At 72.0% G+C, this 16,370-nt stretch carries 14 protein-coding genes; 3 read left to right on the top strand and 11 right to left on the bottom strand.

Annotated elements, in window-relative coordinates:
• Positions 1-17 precede the first annotated feature (17 nt).
• The 3 genes from V1260_RS14305 to purL all read left to right on the top strand — a co-directional run bounded on the left by V1260_RS14305 (position 18) and on the right by purL (position 5,371).
• The gene (locus V1260_RS14305; RefSeq protein ID WP_329747492.1) at positions 18-749 is read left to right on the top strand and encodes a TetR/AcrR family transcriptional regulator; all 732 of its coding nucleotides are present in this window, start codon (positions 18-20) and stop codon (positions 747-749) included.
• Positions 746-2,932 carry an acyl-CoA dehydrogenase family protein gene (locus tag V1260_RS14300; protein WP_329747491.1) on the top strand — a complete coding sequence of 729 codons (2,187 nt, stop codon included), beginning with the start codon at positions 746-748 and terminating at the stop codon, positions 2,930-2,932. Before V1260_RS14305 ends, V1260_RS14300 begins: the two co-directional genes overlap by 4 nt.
• Before the next feature lie 114 nt (positions 2,933-3,046).
• Positions 3,047-5,371 (top strand): phosphoribosylformylglycinamidine synthase subunit PurL, encoded by a 2,325-nt coding sequence (purL, locus tag V1260_RS14295; RefSeq protein ID WP_329747490.1) that lies wholly within the window; start codon positions 3,047-3,049, stop codon positions 5,369-5,371.
• A gap of 105 nt (positions 5,372-5,476) precedes the next feature.
• Here purL and V1260_RS14290 read toward each other — a convergent pair whose 3' ends face one another.
• The 11 genes from V1260_RS14290 to secY form a co-directional block, all read right to left on the bottom strand.
• Complete coding sequence (locus V1260_RS14290; RefSeq protein WP_329747489.1) at positions 5,477-7,738, bottom strand: polysaccharide pyruvyl transferase family protein; 2,262 nt, start codon at positions 7,736-7,738, stop codon at positions 5,477-5,479.
• 38 nt (positions 7,739-7,776) lie between these two features.
• A complete protein-coding gene (locus V1260_RS14285; RefSeq protein WP_329747488.1) occupies positions 7,777-9,840 on the bottom strand; it encodes an S-layer homology domain-containing protein in 2,064 nt (687 codons plus the stop codon).
• A gap of 279 nt (positions 9,841-10,119) precedes the next feature.
• The gene (gene rplQ / locus V1260_RS14280; RefSeq protein WP_329747487.1) at positions 10,120-10,650 is read right to left on the bottom strand and encodes a 50S ribosomal protein L17; all 531 of its coding nucleotides are present in this window, start codon (positions 10,648-10,650) and stop codon (positions 10,120-10,122) included.
• Positions 10,651-10,680: 30 nt separating this feature from the next.
• The gene (locus V1260_RS14275) at positions 10,681-11,676 is read right to left on the bottom strand and encodes a DNA-directed RNA polymerase subunit alpha (RefSeq protein ID WP_329747486.1); all 996 of its coding nucleotides are present in this window, start codon (positions 11,674-11,676) and stop codon (positions 10,681-10,683) included.
• A 123-nt stretch (positions 11,677-11,799) separates the two neighbouring features.
• Positions 11,800-12,204, bottom strand: a complete 405-nt coding sequence (rpsK, locus tag V1260_RS14270; RefSeq protein WP_329747485.1) for a 30S ribosomal protein S11 — start codon at positions 12,202-12,204, stop codon at positions 11,800-11,802.
• 100 nt (positions 12,205-12,304) lie between these two features.
• Positions 12,305-12,679 carry a 30S ribosomal protein S13 gene (gene rpsM, locus V1260_RS14265; protein ID WP_329747484.1) on the bottom strand — a complete coding sequence of 125 codons (375 nt, stop codon included), beginning with the start codon at positions 12,677-12,679 and terminating at the stop codon, positions 12,305-12,307.
• 187 nt (positions 12,680-12,866) lie between these two features.
• The gene (gene rpmJ, locus V1260_RS14260; protein WP_010532506.1) at positions 12,867-12,980 is read right to left on the bottom strand and encodes a 50S ribosomal protein L36; all 114 of its coding nucleotides are present in this window, start codon (positions 12,978-12,980) and stop codon (positions 12,867-12,869) included.
• 21 nt (positions 12,981-13,001) lie between these two features.
• Positions 13,002-13,223, bottom strand: a complete 222-nt coding sequence (infA, locus tag V1260_RS14255; protein WP_010532507.1) for a translation initiation factor IF-1 — start codon at positions 13,221-13,223, stop codon at positions 13,002-13,004.
• A 266-nt stretch (positions 13,224-13,489) separates the two neighbouring features.
• The gene (gene map, locus V1260_RS14250; protein WP_329747483.1) at positions 13,490-14,338 is read right to left on the bottom strand and encodes a type I methionyl aminopeptidase; all 849 of its coding nucleotides are present in this window, start codon (positions 14,336-14,338) and stop codon (positions 13,490-13,492) included.
• Positions 14,335-14,937, bottom strand: a complete 603-nt coding sequence (locus tag V1260_RS14245; protein ID WP_329747482.1) for an adenylate kinase — start codon at positions 14,935-14,937, stop codon at positions 14,335-14,337. Before V1260_RS14245 ends, map begins: the two co-directional genes overlap by 4 nt.
• The gene (secY, locus tag V1260_RS14240; RefSeq protein WP_329747481.1) at positions 14,934-16,238 is read right to left on the bottom strand and encodes a preprotein translocase subunit SecY; all 1,305 of its coding nucleotides are present in this window, start codon (positions 16,236-16,238) and stop codon (positions 14,934-14,936) included. Before secY ends, V1260_RS14245 begins: the two co-directional genes overlap by 4 nt.
• Positions 16,239-16,370: the final 132 nt, after the last annotated feature.

Below are 16,370 nucleotides of genomic sequence, written 5' to 3'. Positions count from 1 at the left end.
TTGATACCCTAGGTTCCGTGAATGCGACGACGCAAGCCCCTGTCGACGGGCGCTCGGCCCGATGGGCCCGGCACCGCGAGCAGCGGCGCACCGAGCTGCTGGACGTGGCCCGCCACCTGATCCATGAGCGCGGCCCCGACGTGACGATGGAGGACATCGCCGCGGCCTCCGGCACGTCCAAGTCCATCGTCTACCGGTACTTCGAGGACAAGGCGCACCTGCAGCGCGAGCTGGGCCGCGCGATCCTCTCGGCGATGCACCGCAAGCTGCTCGCGGAGCTGCGGGAGCTCGAGCGGCGCAGCGGCCGCGAGCCCTCCCCCGAGGAGCGGATCCACGCCATGATCGCCGCCTACGTCGAGACGGCGCAGCGCTCCCCCGGGGTGTACCGCTTCGTCACCCGGCCCAGCGACGGACTGAGCCACTTCCTCGCCGCGGTCACCCGTCTCGTCGCGACCTTCCTGCCCGTCGAGACCCCCGCGCCCCAGGTCTGGGCCCACGGCGCCGTGGGCTTCGTCGAGCGCGCGGTCGACAGCTGGATGGTCGCGGTCGAGCGCGCGGACCGCTCCGCGGCGTCCGACCCGACGGACTCGTCGGCCCCGACGGACCCGACCGACCCGTCGGCCGCCGACACCCCCGCACCCGACCGCTCCGGGATCCCCGCGACCACCTCACCTCACGCCGACCCGATCACCGCCGATCAGCTCGTGACCCACCTGGTCACCTGGCTCATGAAGGGACTGACCCGATGACCGCACAGCCCGCACAGCCCACCCGCCCCGCGCGAACCGCCCAGACCGGGACCCGCACCGCGACCGCCACCGACGACAGCACCGCCCCCGGCACCACGACCCCCACCGGACCGATCCCCGTCCCCGTCGACGGCAGCGCGCGCCTCGACGTCGAGCTGGTCTCCGAGGCGCTCCTGGGCCGCTGGGCCGACGCCCGCCGCGTCTCCCGCGACCGGGCCGCGCTGCCCGCGTTCCACCGCCCCCTCGACGCGAGCGTCGCCGAGCACCGCGAGCGCGTCTACGCCCAGCTGCAGGAACTCGCCGACCAGCAGGTGTCCCTGCCGATGCTCCCCGAGCACCTGGGCGGCCCGAACGACAACGGCGCGAACGTCGCCGCCTTCGAAGAGCTCGTCGTCGCCGACCCGTCCCTGCAGATCAAGGCCGGCGTGCAATGGGGCCTGTTCACCTCCGCGATCGTGCAGCTCGGCGACGAGGAGCAGCAGAAGGCCTGGGTCCCGGGCGCGATGAGCCTCGAGACCCCCGGCGCCTTCGCGATGACCGAGATCGGGCATGGCTCCGACGTGCAGTCCCTCGCGACCACTGCGACCTTCGACCCCGACGGCGGCGAGGACGGCGAGTGGGTCCTCCACACCCCGTTCCGCGCCGCGTGGAAGGACTACCTGGGCAACGCCGCGATCCACGCCCGCGCCGCGACCGTCTTCGCGCGCCTGATCACGAACGGCGTCGACCACGGAGTGCACTGCTTCTACGTGCCCGTGCGCGATGCCGAGGGGAACCTGCTGCCCGGCGTCTCGAGCGAGGACGACGGCGAGAAGGGCGGCCTCAACGGCATCGACAACGGCCGCCTCGCCTTCGACCACGTGCGCGTGCCCCGCCGGAACCTGCTGAACCGCTACGGCGACGTGGCCCCCGACGGCACCTACTCCTCCCCCATTGAGTCCCCCGGGCGCCGCTTCTTCACGATGATCGGCACGCTCGTGCAGGGCCGCGTCTCGCTCGACGGCTCGGCGATCCGCGCCTCGCAGCTCGCGCTGCACATCGCGATCACCTATGCGACCCAGCGCCGCCAGTTCACGGCCGCGGATCCCACCCGCGAGACCGTGCTGATGGACTACCAGGCGCACCTGCACCGCCTGCTGCCCAAGCTCGCCGCGACCTACGCGGGCGCCTTCGCGCACGAGCAGCTGCTCCAGGCCTTCGACGACGTCTTCTCCGGCCGCGGGGACACGCCCGAGGCGCGCGAGGACCTCGAGACCCTCGCCGCGACCCTCAAGCCCACCTCCACGCGGCTCGCCCTGGACACCATCCAGGAGTGCCGCGAGGCCTGCGGCGGCTCGGGCTTCATGGCGGAGAACCAGCTCGTGGGGCTACACCAGGACCTCGACGTGTACGCGACCTTCGAGGGCGACAACACGATCCTGCTCCAGCTCGTCGCCAAGCGCCTGCTCTCCGACTACACCTCCGAGCTGAGGAGCGTGGACCGGGCTGGGATCGGCCGCTTCATCGCCCAGCGCGCGGAGGTGCTCGCCAAGCGCCACACCCCCTGGGCGCGGCTCGGGCAGGACCTCGCCGACCGCGGCGATCCGCGCCGCGCCTTCGACTCGATGCGCAGCGCCGAGTTCCAGGAGCAGATGCTCGCCGACCGCGCCCGGATCAAGGTCGAGGAGGTTGCGCTCGCCCTCCGCCCGACCGCGAGGATGAGCCCGGCCGACGCCGCCGCCGAGGTCAACAAGCACCAGGTCGAGATGCTCGACGCCGCCCGCGCTCACGCGGACCTGGTCCGCTGGCGCGCCTTCACCGCCGGGATCGAGGCGCTCGACGGGCCCGGCGCCGAGGGCAGCCGCGCCGTGCTCACGGACGTGCGGGACCTCTTCGGCCTCACCGCGATCCACGACGACCTCGCCTGGTTCCTGCTCTCGGGGATGATCTCCCCGCAGCGCGGCCGGCAGATCGGCGCCGACCTCCGCCGCCTGCTGTGGCGCCTGCGCCCGCACGTGCTCGACCTCGTCGCGGCCTTCGACATCCGCCCCGGTCACGTCCGCGCGCCGATCGCGCTCGGCGGGGAGCAGGAGCGCCAGGACGAGGCCGCCGCGTACTTCCGCGCCCAGCGCGCGAGCAGCGACGCGCCGGTCAGCGAGAAGGCGCTGCGGGACGTCGCGAAGCAGTCCTCGCGTCGGCGCTGAGGGAGAGGCGGACCGCCCTGACCCCGATCGCGGGACGACCGTAGACTGGGCGGGCATCGGGCCTCAGCGCCCGATGCTCCCCCAGCCCTCGTGACGAACGGACCCCACCCCGCGATGACCGCTGAGACCACGACCTCCCCCGCCGGCCCCGTCGGCGAGTCCGACACCGTCGAGAACGCGGCCGCGACGCCGGACCAGGTCCAGCCGTACGCGGAGCTCGGGCTCAAGGACGACGAGTACGCCCGCATCCGCGAGCTGCTGGGCCGCCGCCCCACCAACGCCGAGCTGGCCATGTACTCGGTGATGTGGTCCGAGCACTGCTCCTACAAGTCCTCCAAGAAGCACCTGCGCACCTTCGGGAAGCACACCACCGCGAAGATGCGCGAGAAGCTCCTGGTGGGGATGGGCGAGAACGCGGGCGTCGTCGACATCGGCGACGGCTGGGCCGTGACCTTCAAGGTCGAGTCCCACAACCACCCCTCCTTCGTCGAGCCGTACCAGGGCGCCGCGACCGGCGTGGGCGGCATCGTGCGCGACATCATCTCCATGGGCGCCCGGCCCGTCGCCGTGATGGACCAGCTGCGCTTCGGCGCGATCGACCATCCCGACACCGCGCGCGTGGTGCACGGCGTGGTCTCCGGAGTCGGCGGCTACGGCAACTCCCTGGGCCTGCCGAACATCGGCGGCGAGACCGTCTTCGACGCCTCCTACCAGTCCAACCCCCTGGTCAACGCGCTCGCCCTGGGCGTGCTGCGCCATGAGGACATCCACCTCGCCTCCGCCACCGGCGCGGGCAACAAGGTGGTGCTCTTCGGCGCGCGCACCGGCGGCGACGGGATCGGCGGCGCCTCGATCCTCGCCTCGGAGACCTTCGAGGAGGACGGCCCCGTCAAGCGGCCCAGCGTCCAGGTGGGCGACCCCTTCATGGAGAAGGTCCTCATCGAGTGCTGCCTCGAGCTGTACGCGGCGGGCACCGTCGAGGGCATCCAGGACCTCGGCGCCGCCGGCATCTCCTGCGCGACCAGCGAGCTCGCCGCCAACGGCGGCTCCGGCATGCACATCCATCTCGAGGAGGTGCTGCTGCGCGATCCCACCCTCACCGCGGGCGAGATCCTGATGAGCGAGTCGCAGGAGCGGATGATGGCGGTGGTGAGCCCCGAGAAGCTCACCGAGTTCCAGGCCATCACCGCGCGCTGGGACGTCGAGGCCGCCGTGATCGGCGAGGTCACCGGCGACGGGCGGCTCACGATCGACCACCACGGCGAGCGCATCGTGGACGTGGACCCGGCGACCGTCGCGATCGACAGCCCCGTCTACGACCGCCCCTACGCCCGGCCCGACTGGCAGGACGCCCTCCAGGCTGACGCCGCCGAGGCGCTCCCCCGGCCCGGCACCCCCGAGGAGGTCATCGCGCAGCTGCGCACCCTGATCGCCTCCCCGAACCTCGCCTCGACCGGTTGGATCACCGATCAGTACGACCGCTATGTCGGCGGCAACACCGCCCTCGCCATGCCCGACGACGCGGGCGTGCTGCGCATCGACGAGGAGACCGGGCGCGGCATCGCCCTCGCGACCGACGCCAACGGCCGCTACACCAAGCTCGACCCGCGCGCCGGGGCGCAGCTCGCCCTCGCCGAGGCCTACCGCAACGTCGCCACCGCCGGCGCGGTGCCGCTCGCGATCACCGACTGCCTGAACTTCGGCTCCCCCGAGGATCCGGGCCCGATGTGGCAGCTGGTCGAGGCGATCGGCGGCCTCGCCGAGGCGTGCGAGACCCTCGAGGTGCCCGTCACCGGCGGCAACGTCTCCCTGTACAACTCCACCGGCGAGCCCGGGCGGATCGACTCCGCCATCCACCCGACCCCCGTCGTTGGCGTGCTCGGCGTCTTCGAGGACGTCGTCCGTCGTGTGCCCTCGGGCTGGCAGGGCGAGGGCCTCGCGGTGCTGCTGCTCGGCACCACGCGCGAGGAGCTCTCGGGCTCCGCCTGGGCCGACGTAGTCCACCAGCACCTCGGCGGACTCCCCCCGCAGGTGGACCTCGAGGCCGAACGGGCGCTCGCGCGCGTGCTCATCGCCTCCTCGGAGCAGGGACTCGGCGTCGCCGCCCACGACCTCTCCGACGGCGGCCTCGCCCAGGCCCTCGTGGAGTCCGCTACCCGCTTCGGCACCGGCGCCGCGATCGACCTCGGCCCGATGCTCGAGCGCGACGGCGTGGACCTCGCCACGGCGCTGTTCTCCGAGTCGCAGGCCCGTGCTCTCGTGGCCGTCCCCGCGGAGCGCCTCGAGGCGCTGACGGCCCTCGCGGCAGAGCACGAGGTGCCGGTGCTACGGCTGGGCACGACCGGCGGCGACGCGCTCTCCCTCGCGGGCCTGGCCGATCTCCGCCTCGCCGAGCTGCGGGAGCTGCGCGAGGGCACCCTGCCCCGCTACTTCGGCTGATCCCGGGAGGCCGGGCCCCGCGGGGTCCGGCCTGCCGCCGTCGGCTCAGCCGCCGCCGACTCCGGTGCCGCCCGCACTGGGGCCGACGGCGCAGCGGCCGCCGGATCAGCGGCCGCGCCGCACCCTCCGATAGGCCCGTCGGCCCAGCTCCTCGAGCGGGGACCGGCGGGCCCTCAGCTCGGCGACCTCCTCGCGCAGCGCGCGCAGCTCCTCGAGGATGCGCTCCTCGCTGCGCTCGACGGTGCTCTCGGTGTTCCGGGCGAGGAACAGCGGCAGGCCGATCCCGTTCTCGCGGGTCCACTCGCGCAGCGCGCGCTCCCGCAGCACGGCGTCGTAGTGCCGGTGGCCGTCACTCAGCGCGTACATCGAGTTGCTGCTCGCCCCCGCGGCCTGGCGGCGATGGCGCCACTGCGCGAGCGGACGATCCAGGAAGCCGACCTCGGCGTGCTGCAGCAGCGCGAGGTGGAATGCGTAGTCGCCCACGACGGGCAGCGACTCGTCGTACTCCCCGATCGCCTCGTGCACGCGGCGGCGGTGGAGCATCGCGATCGGGACGTTGCGGTTCACGGCCAGGTAGTCGACCAGCCGCACCCCGGCGATCTCGGGCCAGGACGGGAACACCTCGTCCTCGACGAAGCCGGTCGCCGTCTCGTGCTCGTGCACGATCAGGGTGCGCACCACGACCGCCTCCTGCTCGGGATGCGCCCCGAGGTGGGCGAGGGTCTCCTGCAGGAAGGTCGCGTGCCAGGTGTCGTCGTCGTCATGGACGGCGATGTGCGGCGCGGTGCTCGCCCGCAGGCCCTCGTTGCTCGCGGCCTCCATCCCGGTGGACGCTGCGCGGTGGCGGACCCGGATCCGCCCGGCGGCCTCGCCCTCATGGCGGGCGAGCACCGCGTCCACCGCGGCGGCATCGCCCGCGTCGTCGACGACCACGAGCTCCCAGTCCTGCCGGGTCTGGGCGAGGACGTCCTGGATCGCGCGGTCCAGCAGGCGCAGCCGGTCGCGGGTGCGGAGGATGATCGCGGCCGACGGCGCGGGCGCCGCCTCGACCGCGGTGCTGTAGGGCGCGAGGGCGCGGCGCAGCGGCTCGGGCCAGCGCTGCCGCGGCGCCGGCCCCGGCTCCACGGCGGCGGCGACCTCGGACGCGGTCCGTGCGCCGGAGAGCACGTCGACGACCCCGTCCCACCAGGACTCCCCCGCGGAGCGCAGGCCGCCGGCCCGGGCGCGCAGGTGCTCGCGCTCGGCGGGACGGGCGGCGACGAGGGCGTCCGCCACCTCGTCCACCAGCGCCGAGGGTCCGCCGGAGATCGGATCCCAGAGTGCCGCGAGCGGCACGGCGCCTCCCGCGAGACCGTGGGCGCGCAGGGCGCCGTCCATGCGGGTGGCCCCGTAGCGGTTCAACGGCACCGCCAGGACCGCGGCCCCGGCAGCGGCGCCGAAGACGACGGGGTGGAACCGGGTGCTGAGGACCCAGCCGGCCGCGCTGGTACGGGCGGCGGAGGCGGTGTCGAGCTCGATCGGCAGCAGCTCCACCTCGGCCGCGACCCGGGCCGCCACCTCCCGGTGCAGGTCGAGGTCTCCCCCGCCGCTGTCCGGATCGGCCATGTGCGGGACCATCTGCACCCGGGCGCCGGTGCGGACGACCACGGCGTCGATCAGGGCCGCGGCGATGCCCGCGTACTGCTCGCGGGGGAAGGGGTCGCCGTCCCCGCCCAGGGTCACCGAGAGCAGCCGCTCATCGAGCTCGGGCGCCGTGCCGTTTTCCGGGAGGCCGAGCCCGTGGGCGTCGTCGAGGACCTGCACGATCGCCGGATGATCGGGGGCGATCTGCCGGGCGATCCGCACGCTCAGCGCATCCCGCAGCCCCACCAGGTCGCAGGAGTCGAGCAGGGAGCGCACCGCCGCGCGATCGGCGTCGGTGAGCTCGGGGCCGAGGCTCTGCCCGCTGAGGACGACGCGCTTGCCGAGGGAGCGGGCCGCCTCCGCGGTCGCGATCCGCTCATCGAGCAGCCAGCCGTAGCGAGACGTGAGGCTGCCGCCGCCGCCGATCACGAGGGCGTCGACCTCCCGCAGCCGCTCGAGGATGGCGTGGAGCTTGTCCTCCGCCGGGAGGGCGCCCGGCTCCCCGGCGAGGACCCGTCGGATCTCGCCGAGATAGGCGGCCCGCTGCTCGAGCGGCCAGGGGAAGGTGAGCGCGGGCAGGGTGCGGGCCGCGGCCCGCCCGCCCGGGCCGTACTTCTCGTGCCGGCTGACGCGCGTGACCTGGAGGCCCCGCGCCTCGAGCCGGCGGGTGGTCGAGGTCGCGATCGCCTCGTCCCCGACGTGGTAGACGGTCTGGTCGACATCGCACAGCAGGGCGACCCTCACCGGCATCTCCTTCGTGAAGGGGCCGGTCGCTCAGCGCGTCACAGCCCGCGGTACTCCATCCAGCGGACCATGAAGGCCGCCATCGCGTCGCGGGCGATCGCATCCTTCGGCCGGAAGGTGCCGTCCGGCCAGCCGGTGGTGATGCCGGTGCTCGCGAGCCACGTGATCTCCCGCGCGAACTGGTGGTCCGCCGGGACGTCCCGGAAGGGGCTGCCGGCGCGGACCGCCGGGCTCCCCGAAGCACGGTACAGGAAAGCCGCGACCGCCCCGCGCTCGATCGACGCCGTGGGGCGGAAGGTGCGGTCGGGCCAACCCTCGACGATGCCGCGGGCCCGGCCCCAGGTGACCTCCTTGTAGTACATGCGGCTGCGCGGCATGTCCGTGAACGGCGAGGTGGTGGGCGGGGTGAAGGCGGGCTCCCCCAGCGCGCGGTAGAGGAAGACCACCATCGCGTCGCGCTGGATCGGGGAGAGCGGACGGTAGGTGCCGTCGGGCCAGCCGGTGGTGATGCCGCGACCGGCGAGCTCCTCGATCTCCTCCTTGTACATGGTCCCCGGGGGGACGTCCACGAAGCGGGCGGCGCCGAAGCTGACCGCTCCCGATCGGGACACCGCCACGCCCTTCTCGAAGGCCTGCGAGAAGGTCGAGCCGTTCGTGTGCACGCCGCTGGTCGGGCGCCCCCAGGACGCCTCCCAGTCCGGCCCGAAGGGCGTGGCGTAGCCCGCGGCACTCCCGCCGCTCTGGAGCACGAGCCCCTTGGTGAGCAGGGTCGCCGTGTACGCGCCGGTGGTGTGGGCGCCCTCGACGACGGTGCCGAGGACCGCCTCGCCGCCCGCCCCCTGGAAGGCCCACAGGTGCTCCTTCCAGCCGCCGTCGATCTGCTGCTGGGCGGCGCTGCGGAGGGAGGCGAGCTTCGCGTAGAGCGAGTCCCCGGGGCACTCGGTGCTGTTCACGTCGCGATGGGCGAAGAGCACGGGGAGGGTCACGGTCTTCCCGGCGGGGAACTTGGTACCGGAGCCCGGGGTCCAGGTGGCGCTCGAGGTGGCGGAGGTGTGGAAGGTGCTCAGCAGCTTCCAGCCCACCACCCGGGCGACGGCGGAGGTCGCCGCTGCCGGCACCGTGCCCGAGGAGTAGTTCCCCATCACCGAGATGCCGAAGCTCCCGGTGTTGAAGCCGTAGGCGTGGGCGCCGATGATGTTCCGGTGCAGCCCGCCGTGGCGGCCCTCGAAGATCTGCCCGTACTTGGAGACGAGCACGTTGTAGCCGATGTCCGCCCAGCCCAGGGACTGGGTGTGGTACGTGAGGATGCCGCGCACGATCTGCGCGGACTGGCTCGAGGTGTAGTTGTTGGTGCCGGCGGTGTGGTGCAGCACCACGCCCTTGAGGCGCTTCGCACCGCTCGTGCCGCGCACCAGGGACTCGTCGGCGCCCCAGGCGGCGCGCGAGGTGATCGTCGGGGCGCCCGGGCCGACGGCGGAGGTCGACGCGGGGGCGGCGAAAGTCGTCATCCGGGCGGCCTTCGGGCTGGTCCCGGACTGCTCGCCGCTGTCCTCCGTCTCCGCGGCGGCGACCGCCTCCTCCGCGACGCTCTCGTCATCGGGGGCGGCCGAGGTGGTGACGAGGTGGGCGACGGCCTGCTCGGAGGCATCGGCACCGTCGACCTCGACCTGGACCTGCAGCGCCTGGACCACCCCGATCCAGGCCACCTCGGTGCCGGGCGCGTCCTCGCCCGTCTGCGGGTCCTCGGCGGTCTCGAGCAGCTCCCACGCGGTCCAGGACCCATCCGACTGCAGCCCGCGCACCTGCACCGTCGGCGCGTCCGCCGCCGCGGGCCAGGTCACGCCCACCATCGTGGCGGGCTGCTGCGGGAGGTCGCGCACGGGGGCGCCGTCCACCTCGATCAGCTCCGCCTCGGACAGGGGCACGTCCACGACGCGGGTCTCCCCGCCGGTGACGGCGGGATCGGCGTTCGCGGGCGCGGCGCTCAGGGCGAGGGAGGCGCCGGGGACGGCGACGGCCGCGGCGGCGAGGAGGCCCCGCCGGCTGAGCGCGGACGTCGAGGACTGGGGGGCGGAGGCGGGGGGAAGCGACCGCTGGGACATGATGAGCTCCGGGTGTCTACGTACTGCGGACGGGCACCCTCGGGACGGGGCCCGCCGTCCACCGTAGACCACCCCGGGAGGGGTCTCGATGACCATATGGTCACGATCTCCCCACCTGTTCCAGAACATTTCCGGACAGACTGCCGGAAGTCCCCGCCACTTCGTGGCGCCATCCCATGCCGCCATCCCGGGCCGGCGCCCCGCGAGATGCGCCGAGGGCGGGTCGGGGGATCACTCCCTCGACCCGCCCTCGGCGGTGCAGCGGTTCTCGACCGGGCCTCAGGCCTTGTCGGTCTCCTCGGCGGCGGCGGTCTCCTCCGCGGCGGTGGTCTCCTCCGCGGTCTCGACGACCGGGGTCTCCTCGGCGGTGACGTCGGCATCCTCGGCGGCGGGCTTCGCAGCGTTCTTCGCGGCGCCCTCGGCCTCCTTGACGACGGCCTGCTTCGGCGAGTACGCCTCCTGGACCAGCTCGATCACGGCCATGGGGGCGTTGTCGCCCTTGCGCGGCGCGACCTTGGTGATCCGGGTGTAGCCGCCGGGACGCTCGGCGAAGGTGGGGGCGATCTCCTCGAAGAGCGAGTAGACGACGCCCTTGTCGCGGATGCTGCGCATCACGCGGCGACGGGAGGCGAGGTCGCCCTTCTTGGCCTGGGTGATCAGGCGCTCGGCGACGGGACGCAGGCGCTTGGCCCGGGTCTCGGTGGTGGTGATCGCCTTGTGGCGGAACAGCTCGGTGGCGAGGCCCGAGAGGATCATCCGCTCGTGCGCGGGGGACCCGCCGAGGCGCGCGCCCTTGGTGGGTGCAGGCATGGTCGTTCTCCTAGTGGATAAGTGTGAAGGTCAGTACTGGTCGCCGAAGTCGTCCGAGTAGGACTCGAGCGCGGACGGGTCGAACCCGGCCGGGGAGTCTTTCAGCGACAGCCCGAGCTCCGCGAGCTTCGCCTTGACCTCGTCGATGGACTTCTGCCCGAAGTTGCGGATGTCGAGCAGGTCGGCCTCGGAGCGCGCGGTCAGCTCGCCGACGGTGTGCACACCCTCGCGCATGAGGCAGTTGTACGAGCGGACCGTGAGGTTCAGGTCGTTGATCGGCAGGGCCAGATCGGCGGCCAGGGCCTGATCGGTCGGCGAGGGGCCGATCTCGATGCCCTCCGCCTCCTGGTTCAGCTCGTGGGCCAGGCCGAACAGCTCGACCAGGGTCTTGCCCGCGGAGGCCATGGCATCGCGCGGGGAGATGGCGGGCTTCGTCTCGACGTCGACGATGAGCTTGTCGAAGTCGGTGCGCTGCTCGACACGGGTCGCCTCGACCTTGTAGGTCACCTTGAGGACCGGCGAGTAGATCGAGTCGACCGGGACGCGGCCGATCTCGCCGTCGATGCCCTTGTTCTGCGCGGCGGAGACGTAGCCGCGACCGCGCTCGACGATCAGCTCGATCTCCAGGCGGCCCTTCTCGTTGAGGGTCGCGATGTGCAGGTCGGGATTGTGGATCTCCACACCGGCGGGCGGGGTGATGTCGGCGGCGGTGACGCGGCCGGACTCCTCGCGACGCAGGTACATCACGACGGGCTCGTCGTTCTCGGAGGAGACGACGAGGTTCTTGATGTTGAGGATGACCTCGGTGACGTCTTCCTTGACCCCGGGGACGGTGCTGAACTCGTGCAGCACGCCGTCGATGCGGATCGAGGTGACCGCGGCGCCGGGGATGGAGGACAGGAGGGTGCGGCGCAGGGAGTTGCCGAGGGTGTAGCCGAAGCCCGGCTCGAGCGGCTCGATGACGAACCGGGAGCGGTTGTCCGACACGACCTCTTCGGTCAGCGTGGGGCGCTGTGCAATGAGCACTGGTGATCCTTTCCGCGAGCGTCCGCCATATGACGCTCAGAAGGGGGCGGTGGGCCTAGAGGTGGATGGTTCCAGGTGCCGACGGCGGTGCGGGCTCCGGGCCCGGCACCGCCGTCTGCGAGGTCAGACGCGGCGGCGCTTGGCCGGACGGGTGCCGTTGTGCGGCTGCGGGGTGACGTCCTGGATGGAGCCGACCTCGAGGCCGGTCGCGGTGAGCGAGCGGATCGCGGTCTCGCGGCCCGAGCCCGGGCCCTTCACGAAGACGTCGACCTTCTTCATGCCGTGCTCCTGCGCGCGGCGGGCAGCGGCCTCGGCGGCCATCTGCGCGGCGTAGGGGGTCGACTTGCGCGAGCCCTTGAAGCCGACCTGGCCGGCGGAGGCCCAGGAGATGACGGCGCCGGTGGGGTCGGTGATCGACACGATCGTGTTGTTGAACGTGCTCTTGATGTAGGCCTGGCCGTTGACGACGTTCTTCTTGTCCTTGCGACGCGGCTTGCGCGCTGCGGCCTGACGGGTCTTGGTTGCCATGCGGCAGAACTCCTCTGGTGGTGTGTGGGGCGCCGGATCCCTCAGCGGCGCGAGGTGCTAACGGGGTGCGAAGACGCGCTCCGACGGCAGGAGCCGTGGATCAGCGGGCCTTCTTCTTGCCGGCGACGGTGCGCTTGGGGCCCTTGCGGGTACGCGCGTTGGTCTTGGTGCGCTGGCCGCGCACGGGCAGACCACGGCGGTGGCGCAGGCCCTGGTAGCTGCCGATCTCCACCTTGCGGCGGATGTCGGCGGCCACCTCGCGGCGGAGGTCACCCTCGACCATGTAGTTCGCCTCGATGTGATCACGCAGCTGGACGAGCTCCTCGTCGGTCAGCTCCTTCACACGCTTGTCGCCGGACACCCCGGTGGCGGCCAGGGTCTCCAGGGCACGGGTACGACCCACGCCGAAGATGTACGTCAGGGCGATCTCGACCCGCTTCTCGCGCGGAAGATCCACTCCCACCAGACGTGCCATAGCAGTTCTCTCCTACTTGTCTCGGAGGCCTGATCCGACACCTCGCCGCGGGCTGCTCCCGTGGCGCCGCAGCCTCCGACTGCGGGTGACCGGCCGTGCCGGTGGTGTCGTCTCTTCTGTTGTGTGGTGCCCGCTGGGCGGGCTGTGCCCCTCGTGAGGGGCGGTCACGGCGGTGCCGCGGCTGGACTCAGCCCTGGCGCTGCTTGTGACGGGGGTTCGAGCAGATGACCATGACGCGCGAGTGGCGACGGATCACCTTGCAGTTGTCACAGATCGGCTTGACGCTCGGCTTGACCTTCATAGCTTCCTTCTCCCGGGACGATCACTTGTAGCGGTAGACGATGCGGCCCCGGTCGAGGTCATAGGGGCTCAGCTCGACGACCACGCGGTCCTCGGGAAGGATGCGGATGTAGTGCTGGCGCATCTTCCCGGAGATGTGCGCGAGCACCTTGTGCCCGTTGTCGAGCTCGACGCGGAAACGCGCATTCGCGAGCGCCTCCGTGACCGTGCCCTCGACCTCGATCACGCCGTCCTTCTTGGCCATGCCTCCCCAATCTCTCGTCCCCGGCGCACCGGGGACCGAGTTCCGCATTCCTGGTCCTGACCCTCCCCCGCCGGATGGCGCAGGTCGAGGTCACGGGCGGGCCGAGGCGCAGCGTCGACGTCGGTCCCCGGACCGGACGTGCCGGAACGGGGGTCGTGGCGACGGGTCTGCGCGACCGCATGCGAGGAACGCGCGCGGAGCACACCCAGTCGTCCAGCGTACACGCGGCTCGCCGCAGGGGCGAGAGTGCAGGGCGATGATGCCCGTCACGCTCCGGTTGCCGTGAGCGGGTCGGGGGCCGCCCGGATCCCGCGCCGGCCGAGCTCCTCGGCGCCGCCGTCGCCTTCGGTGAGCACCAGCAGTCCCTGTTCGGTGACCGCGACGGAGTGCTCCCAGTGCGCGGCGCGGCCGCCGGAGAGGGCGCGGACGGTCCACTCGTCCTCGTCCATCTCCCAGGCGCCGTCGCCCTGGATGAGCATCGGCTCGATCGCGACGCAGAGGCCGGGGCGGATCTTCGGGCCGCGGGTGCGGGTGCGGTAGTTCATGACGTCGGGGGCCTGGTGCATGGCGGTGCCGATGCCGTGGCCGCCGAAGCCCTCGAGGTGGGAGAGCGTCTCCCCCGCCTCGGCCTCGACGAGGTCCTCGATCGCGGCGCCGACGTCGCCGACCCGCTGCGCGGTGGCGAGCGCGGCGATGCCGGCCCACAGGGCCTCGCGGGCGATCCGCACGAGGTCCTCGTCGGCCGTGGAGCGCGGCTCCCCGACGATGTGCGTGCGCGCGGCATCGGAGTGCCAGCCGTCGATGATCAGTCCGCCGTCGATGGAGACGACGTCGCCCTCGGCGAGGACGGTGTCGTCGGGGATGCCGTGCACGACGACCTCGTTGACGCTGATGCACAACGTCGCGGGGTAGCCCTGGTAGCCGAGGAAGTTCGGCACGGCGCCCTCGTCGCGGATCATCGTGTGGGCGAGCTCGTCCAGACGCTTCGTGGTCACTCCCGGCCGCACGTGCTCGGCGAGCATGTCGTGGACCCGGTGCAGCAGATGACCGCTGCGGCGCATGACCGCGATCTGCTCGGGGGTCTTCAGCTCCACGCGCTCCGGGAGGATGCTCATCGGGTGCGCAGCGCCTCGCGCAGAGCAGCGGTGACCTCGTCGATCGACGCCATGCCGTCGACGCGGCGGACCAGCCCGCGCGCCTCGTACACGTCGATCAGCGGGGTGGTCTGCGCCGCGTACACCGAGAGCCGGTGGCGGATGGTCTCCTCGGTGTCGTCGCTGCGACCGGACGCGCGGCCGCGCTCGATGAGGCGCTCGACGACCGTGTCGTCATCGGCCTCGAGCAACAGCACCGCGTCGAGGGCGGCGCCGAGGTCGGCGAGGATCCCGTCGAGCGCGTCGACCTGGTCGAGGGTGCGCGGGTAGCCGTCCAGCAGGAAGCCGTCCGCGGCATCCGCCTCGGCGAGGCGGGAGCGGACCATGTCGTTGGTGACCGAGTCCGGCACGTACTCGCCCTTGTCCATGTAGGACTTCGCGAGGAGACCCAGCTCCGTCTCGCCGGCGACGTTCGCGCGGAAGATGTCGCCGGTGGAGATCGCGGGGATCCCCGCCTCGGCGGCGAGGCGCGCGGCCTGGGTGCCCTTGCCGGCCCCGGGCGGGCCCACGATGAGCAGGCGGCGGGCGGTGGTCTCGGCGGAGGTGTCGGGGGTGGTCACCGGAGGATCCCTTCGTAGTGGTGCTGCTGGAGCTTCGCGTCGATCTGCTTCACGGTGTCGAGGCCGACGCCGATGATGATCAGCACGGAGACTCCGCCCAGCGGGAAGTTCTGCGAGGCCCCCAGGTAGACGAGGGCGAGGAGCGGGATCACGGAGATCACCGCGAGGTAGATCGCACCGGGGGTCTGGATCCGGTTGATCACATAGCGCAGGTAGCGCTCGGTCGGTCGGCCCGCGCGCACGTTGGGCACGAAGCCGCCGTACTTCTTCATGTTGTCGGCGATCTCCTCCGCGTTGAAGGTGATCGACGTGTAGAAGAAGGCGAAGAAGACGATCAGGGCGATGTAGACCGCGGCGTAGATCCACGAGAACGAGATGCCCATGACCAGGTGGGCGTTGACCCACTGGACCCAGCCCGCGGAGGGGTCGCCGAAGCTCGCGGCCATCTGCGGCAGCGCGAGGATCGAGCTGGCGAAGATGACGGGGATGACGCCGGCCTGGTTGACCTTGATCGGGATGTAGGTGGAGGTCCCGCCGTACATGCGGCGGCCCACCATGCGCTTGGCGTACTGCACGGGGATGCGGCGCTGGGACTGCTCGACGAAGACGATGCCGATCATGACCAGCAGGGCCACGAGGATCACGAGGGAGAAGGTCATCCAGCCCTGCAGCTGCCAGACCTGGCCCATGGCGCCCGGGAAGGACGCGGCGATCGAGGTGAAGATCAGCAGGGACATGCCGTTGCCGATGCCGCGCTCGGTGATCATCTCGCCCATGAACATGATCAGCACGGTGCCGACGGTCATGGTGAGGACCATCAGCAGCTGCGCCGGGATCGACTGGTCGGGGACCAGCGTCAGGCTGCAGCCCACGAAGAACTGGCCCGAGCGGACCAGGGTGATGATCGTGGTGGCCTGGAGGATCGCGAGACCGATCGTCAGGTAGCGGGTGTACTGCGTGAGCTTCTGGGTCCCGGCCGCGCCTTCCTTGTGGAGCGCCTCGAACCGCGGGATCACCACGCGCAGCAGCTGCACGATGATCGAGGCGGTGATGTACGGCATCACGCCCAGCGAGAAGATGGACAGCTGGAGCAGCGCGCCGCCGGAGAACATGTTGACCATGCCCAGCGCGCCGCCGCCCCCAGCGCCGAGCGCCTGGTCCGCGCACACCATGACGTTGGTGGCATCGAAGCCCGGGGTGGGGATGAAGACGCCGATCCGATAGATCGCGATCATCCCCAGGGTGAAGAGGATCTTCGCCCTCAGCTCGGGAGTGCGCAGGACGCGCACGAACGAGTTCACGAGTTTTCCCTCCTGGAGGTCCGGGGACAGGACCATAGGCGTCCCGGTCCGTCCCGGCGCCAGCGGCTGCGCCGCGGCTTTCGGACCGGCCCCGCATACGACGACGGGGCACCGCGGCACAGAATATTCTGC

It is taken from the genome of Brachybacterium sp. J144, assembly GCF_036321705.1.
Classification (GTDB): domain Bacteria; phylum Actinomycetota; class Actinomycetes; order Actinomycetales; family Dermabacteraceae; genus Brachybacterium.
Note: the sequence above shows the minus strand (reverse complement) of the source record. Positions and strands in the feature narration are given on the sequence as shown.

What these genes read in the sequence shown, in the direction of transcription:
- V1260_RS14300 (WP_329747491.1), top strand. Translation starts at nt 746, where the DNA reads ATGACCGCACAGCCCGCACAGCCCACCCGCCCCGCGCGAACCGCCCAG.
- purL (WP_329747490.1), top strand. Translation starts at nt 3,047, where the DNA reads ATGACCGCTGAGACCACGACCTCCCCCGCCGGCCCCGTCGGCGAGTCC.
- V1260_RS14285 (WP_329747488.1), bottom strand. Translation starts at nt 9,840, where the DNA reads ATGTCCCAGCGGTCGCTTCCCCCCGCCTCCGCCCCCCAGTCCTCGACG.
- rplQ (WP_329747487.1), bottom strand. Translation starts at nt 10,650, where the DNA reads ATGCCTGCACCCACCAAGGGCGCGCGCCTCGGCGGGTCCCCCGCGCAC.
- rpsK (WP_329747485.1), bottom strand. Translation starts at nt 12,204, where the DNA reads ATGGCAACCAAGACCCGTCAGGCCGCAGCGCGCAAGCCGCGTCGCAAG.
- rpsM (WP_329747484.1), bottom strand. Translation starts at nt 12,679, where the DNA reads ATGGCACGTCTGGTGGGAGTGGATCTTCCGCGCGAGAAGCGGGTCGAG.
- rpmJ (WP_010532506.1), bottom strand. Translation starts at nt 12,980, where the DNA reads ATGAAGGTCAAGCCGAGCGTCAAGCCGATCTGTGACAACTGCAAGGTG.
- infA (WP_010532507.1), bottom strand. Translation starts at nt 13,223, where the DNA reads ATGGCCAAGAAGGACGGCGTGATCGAGGTCGAGGGCACGGTCACGGAG.
- map (WP_329747483.1), bottom strand. Translation starts at nt 14,338, where the DNA reads ATGAGCATCCTCCCGGAGCGCGTGGAGCTGAAGACCCCCGAGCAGATC.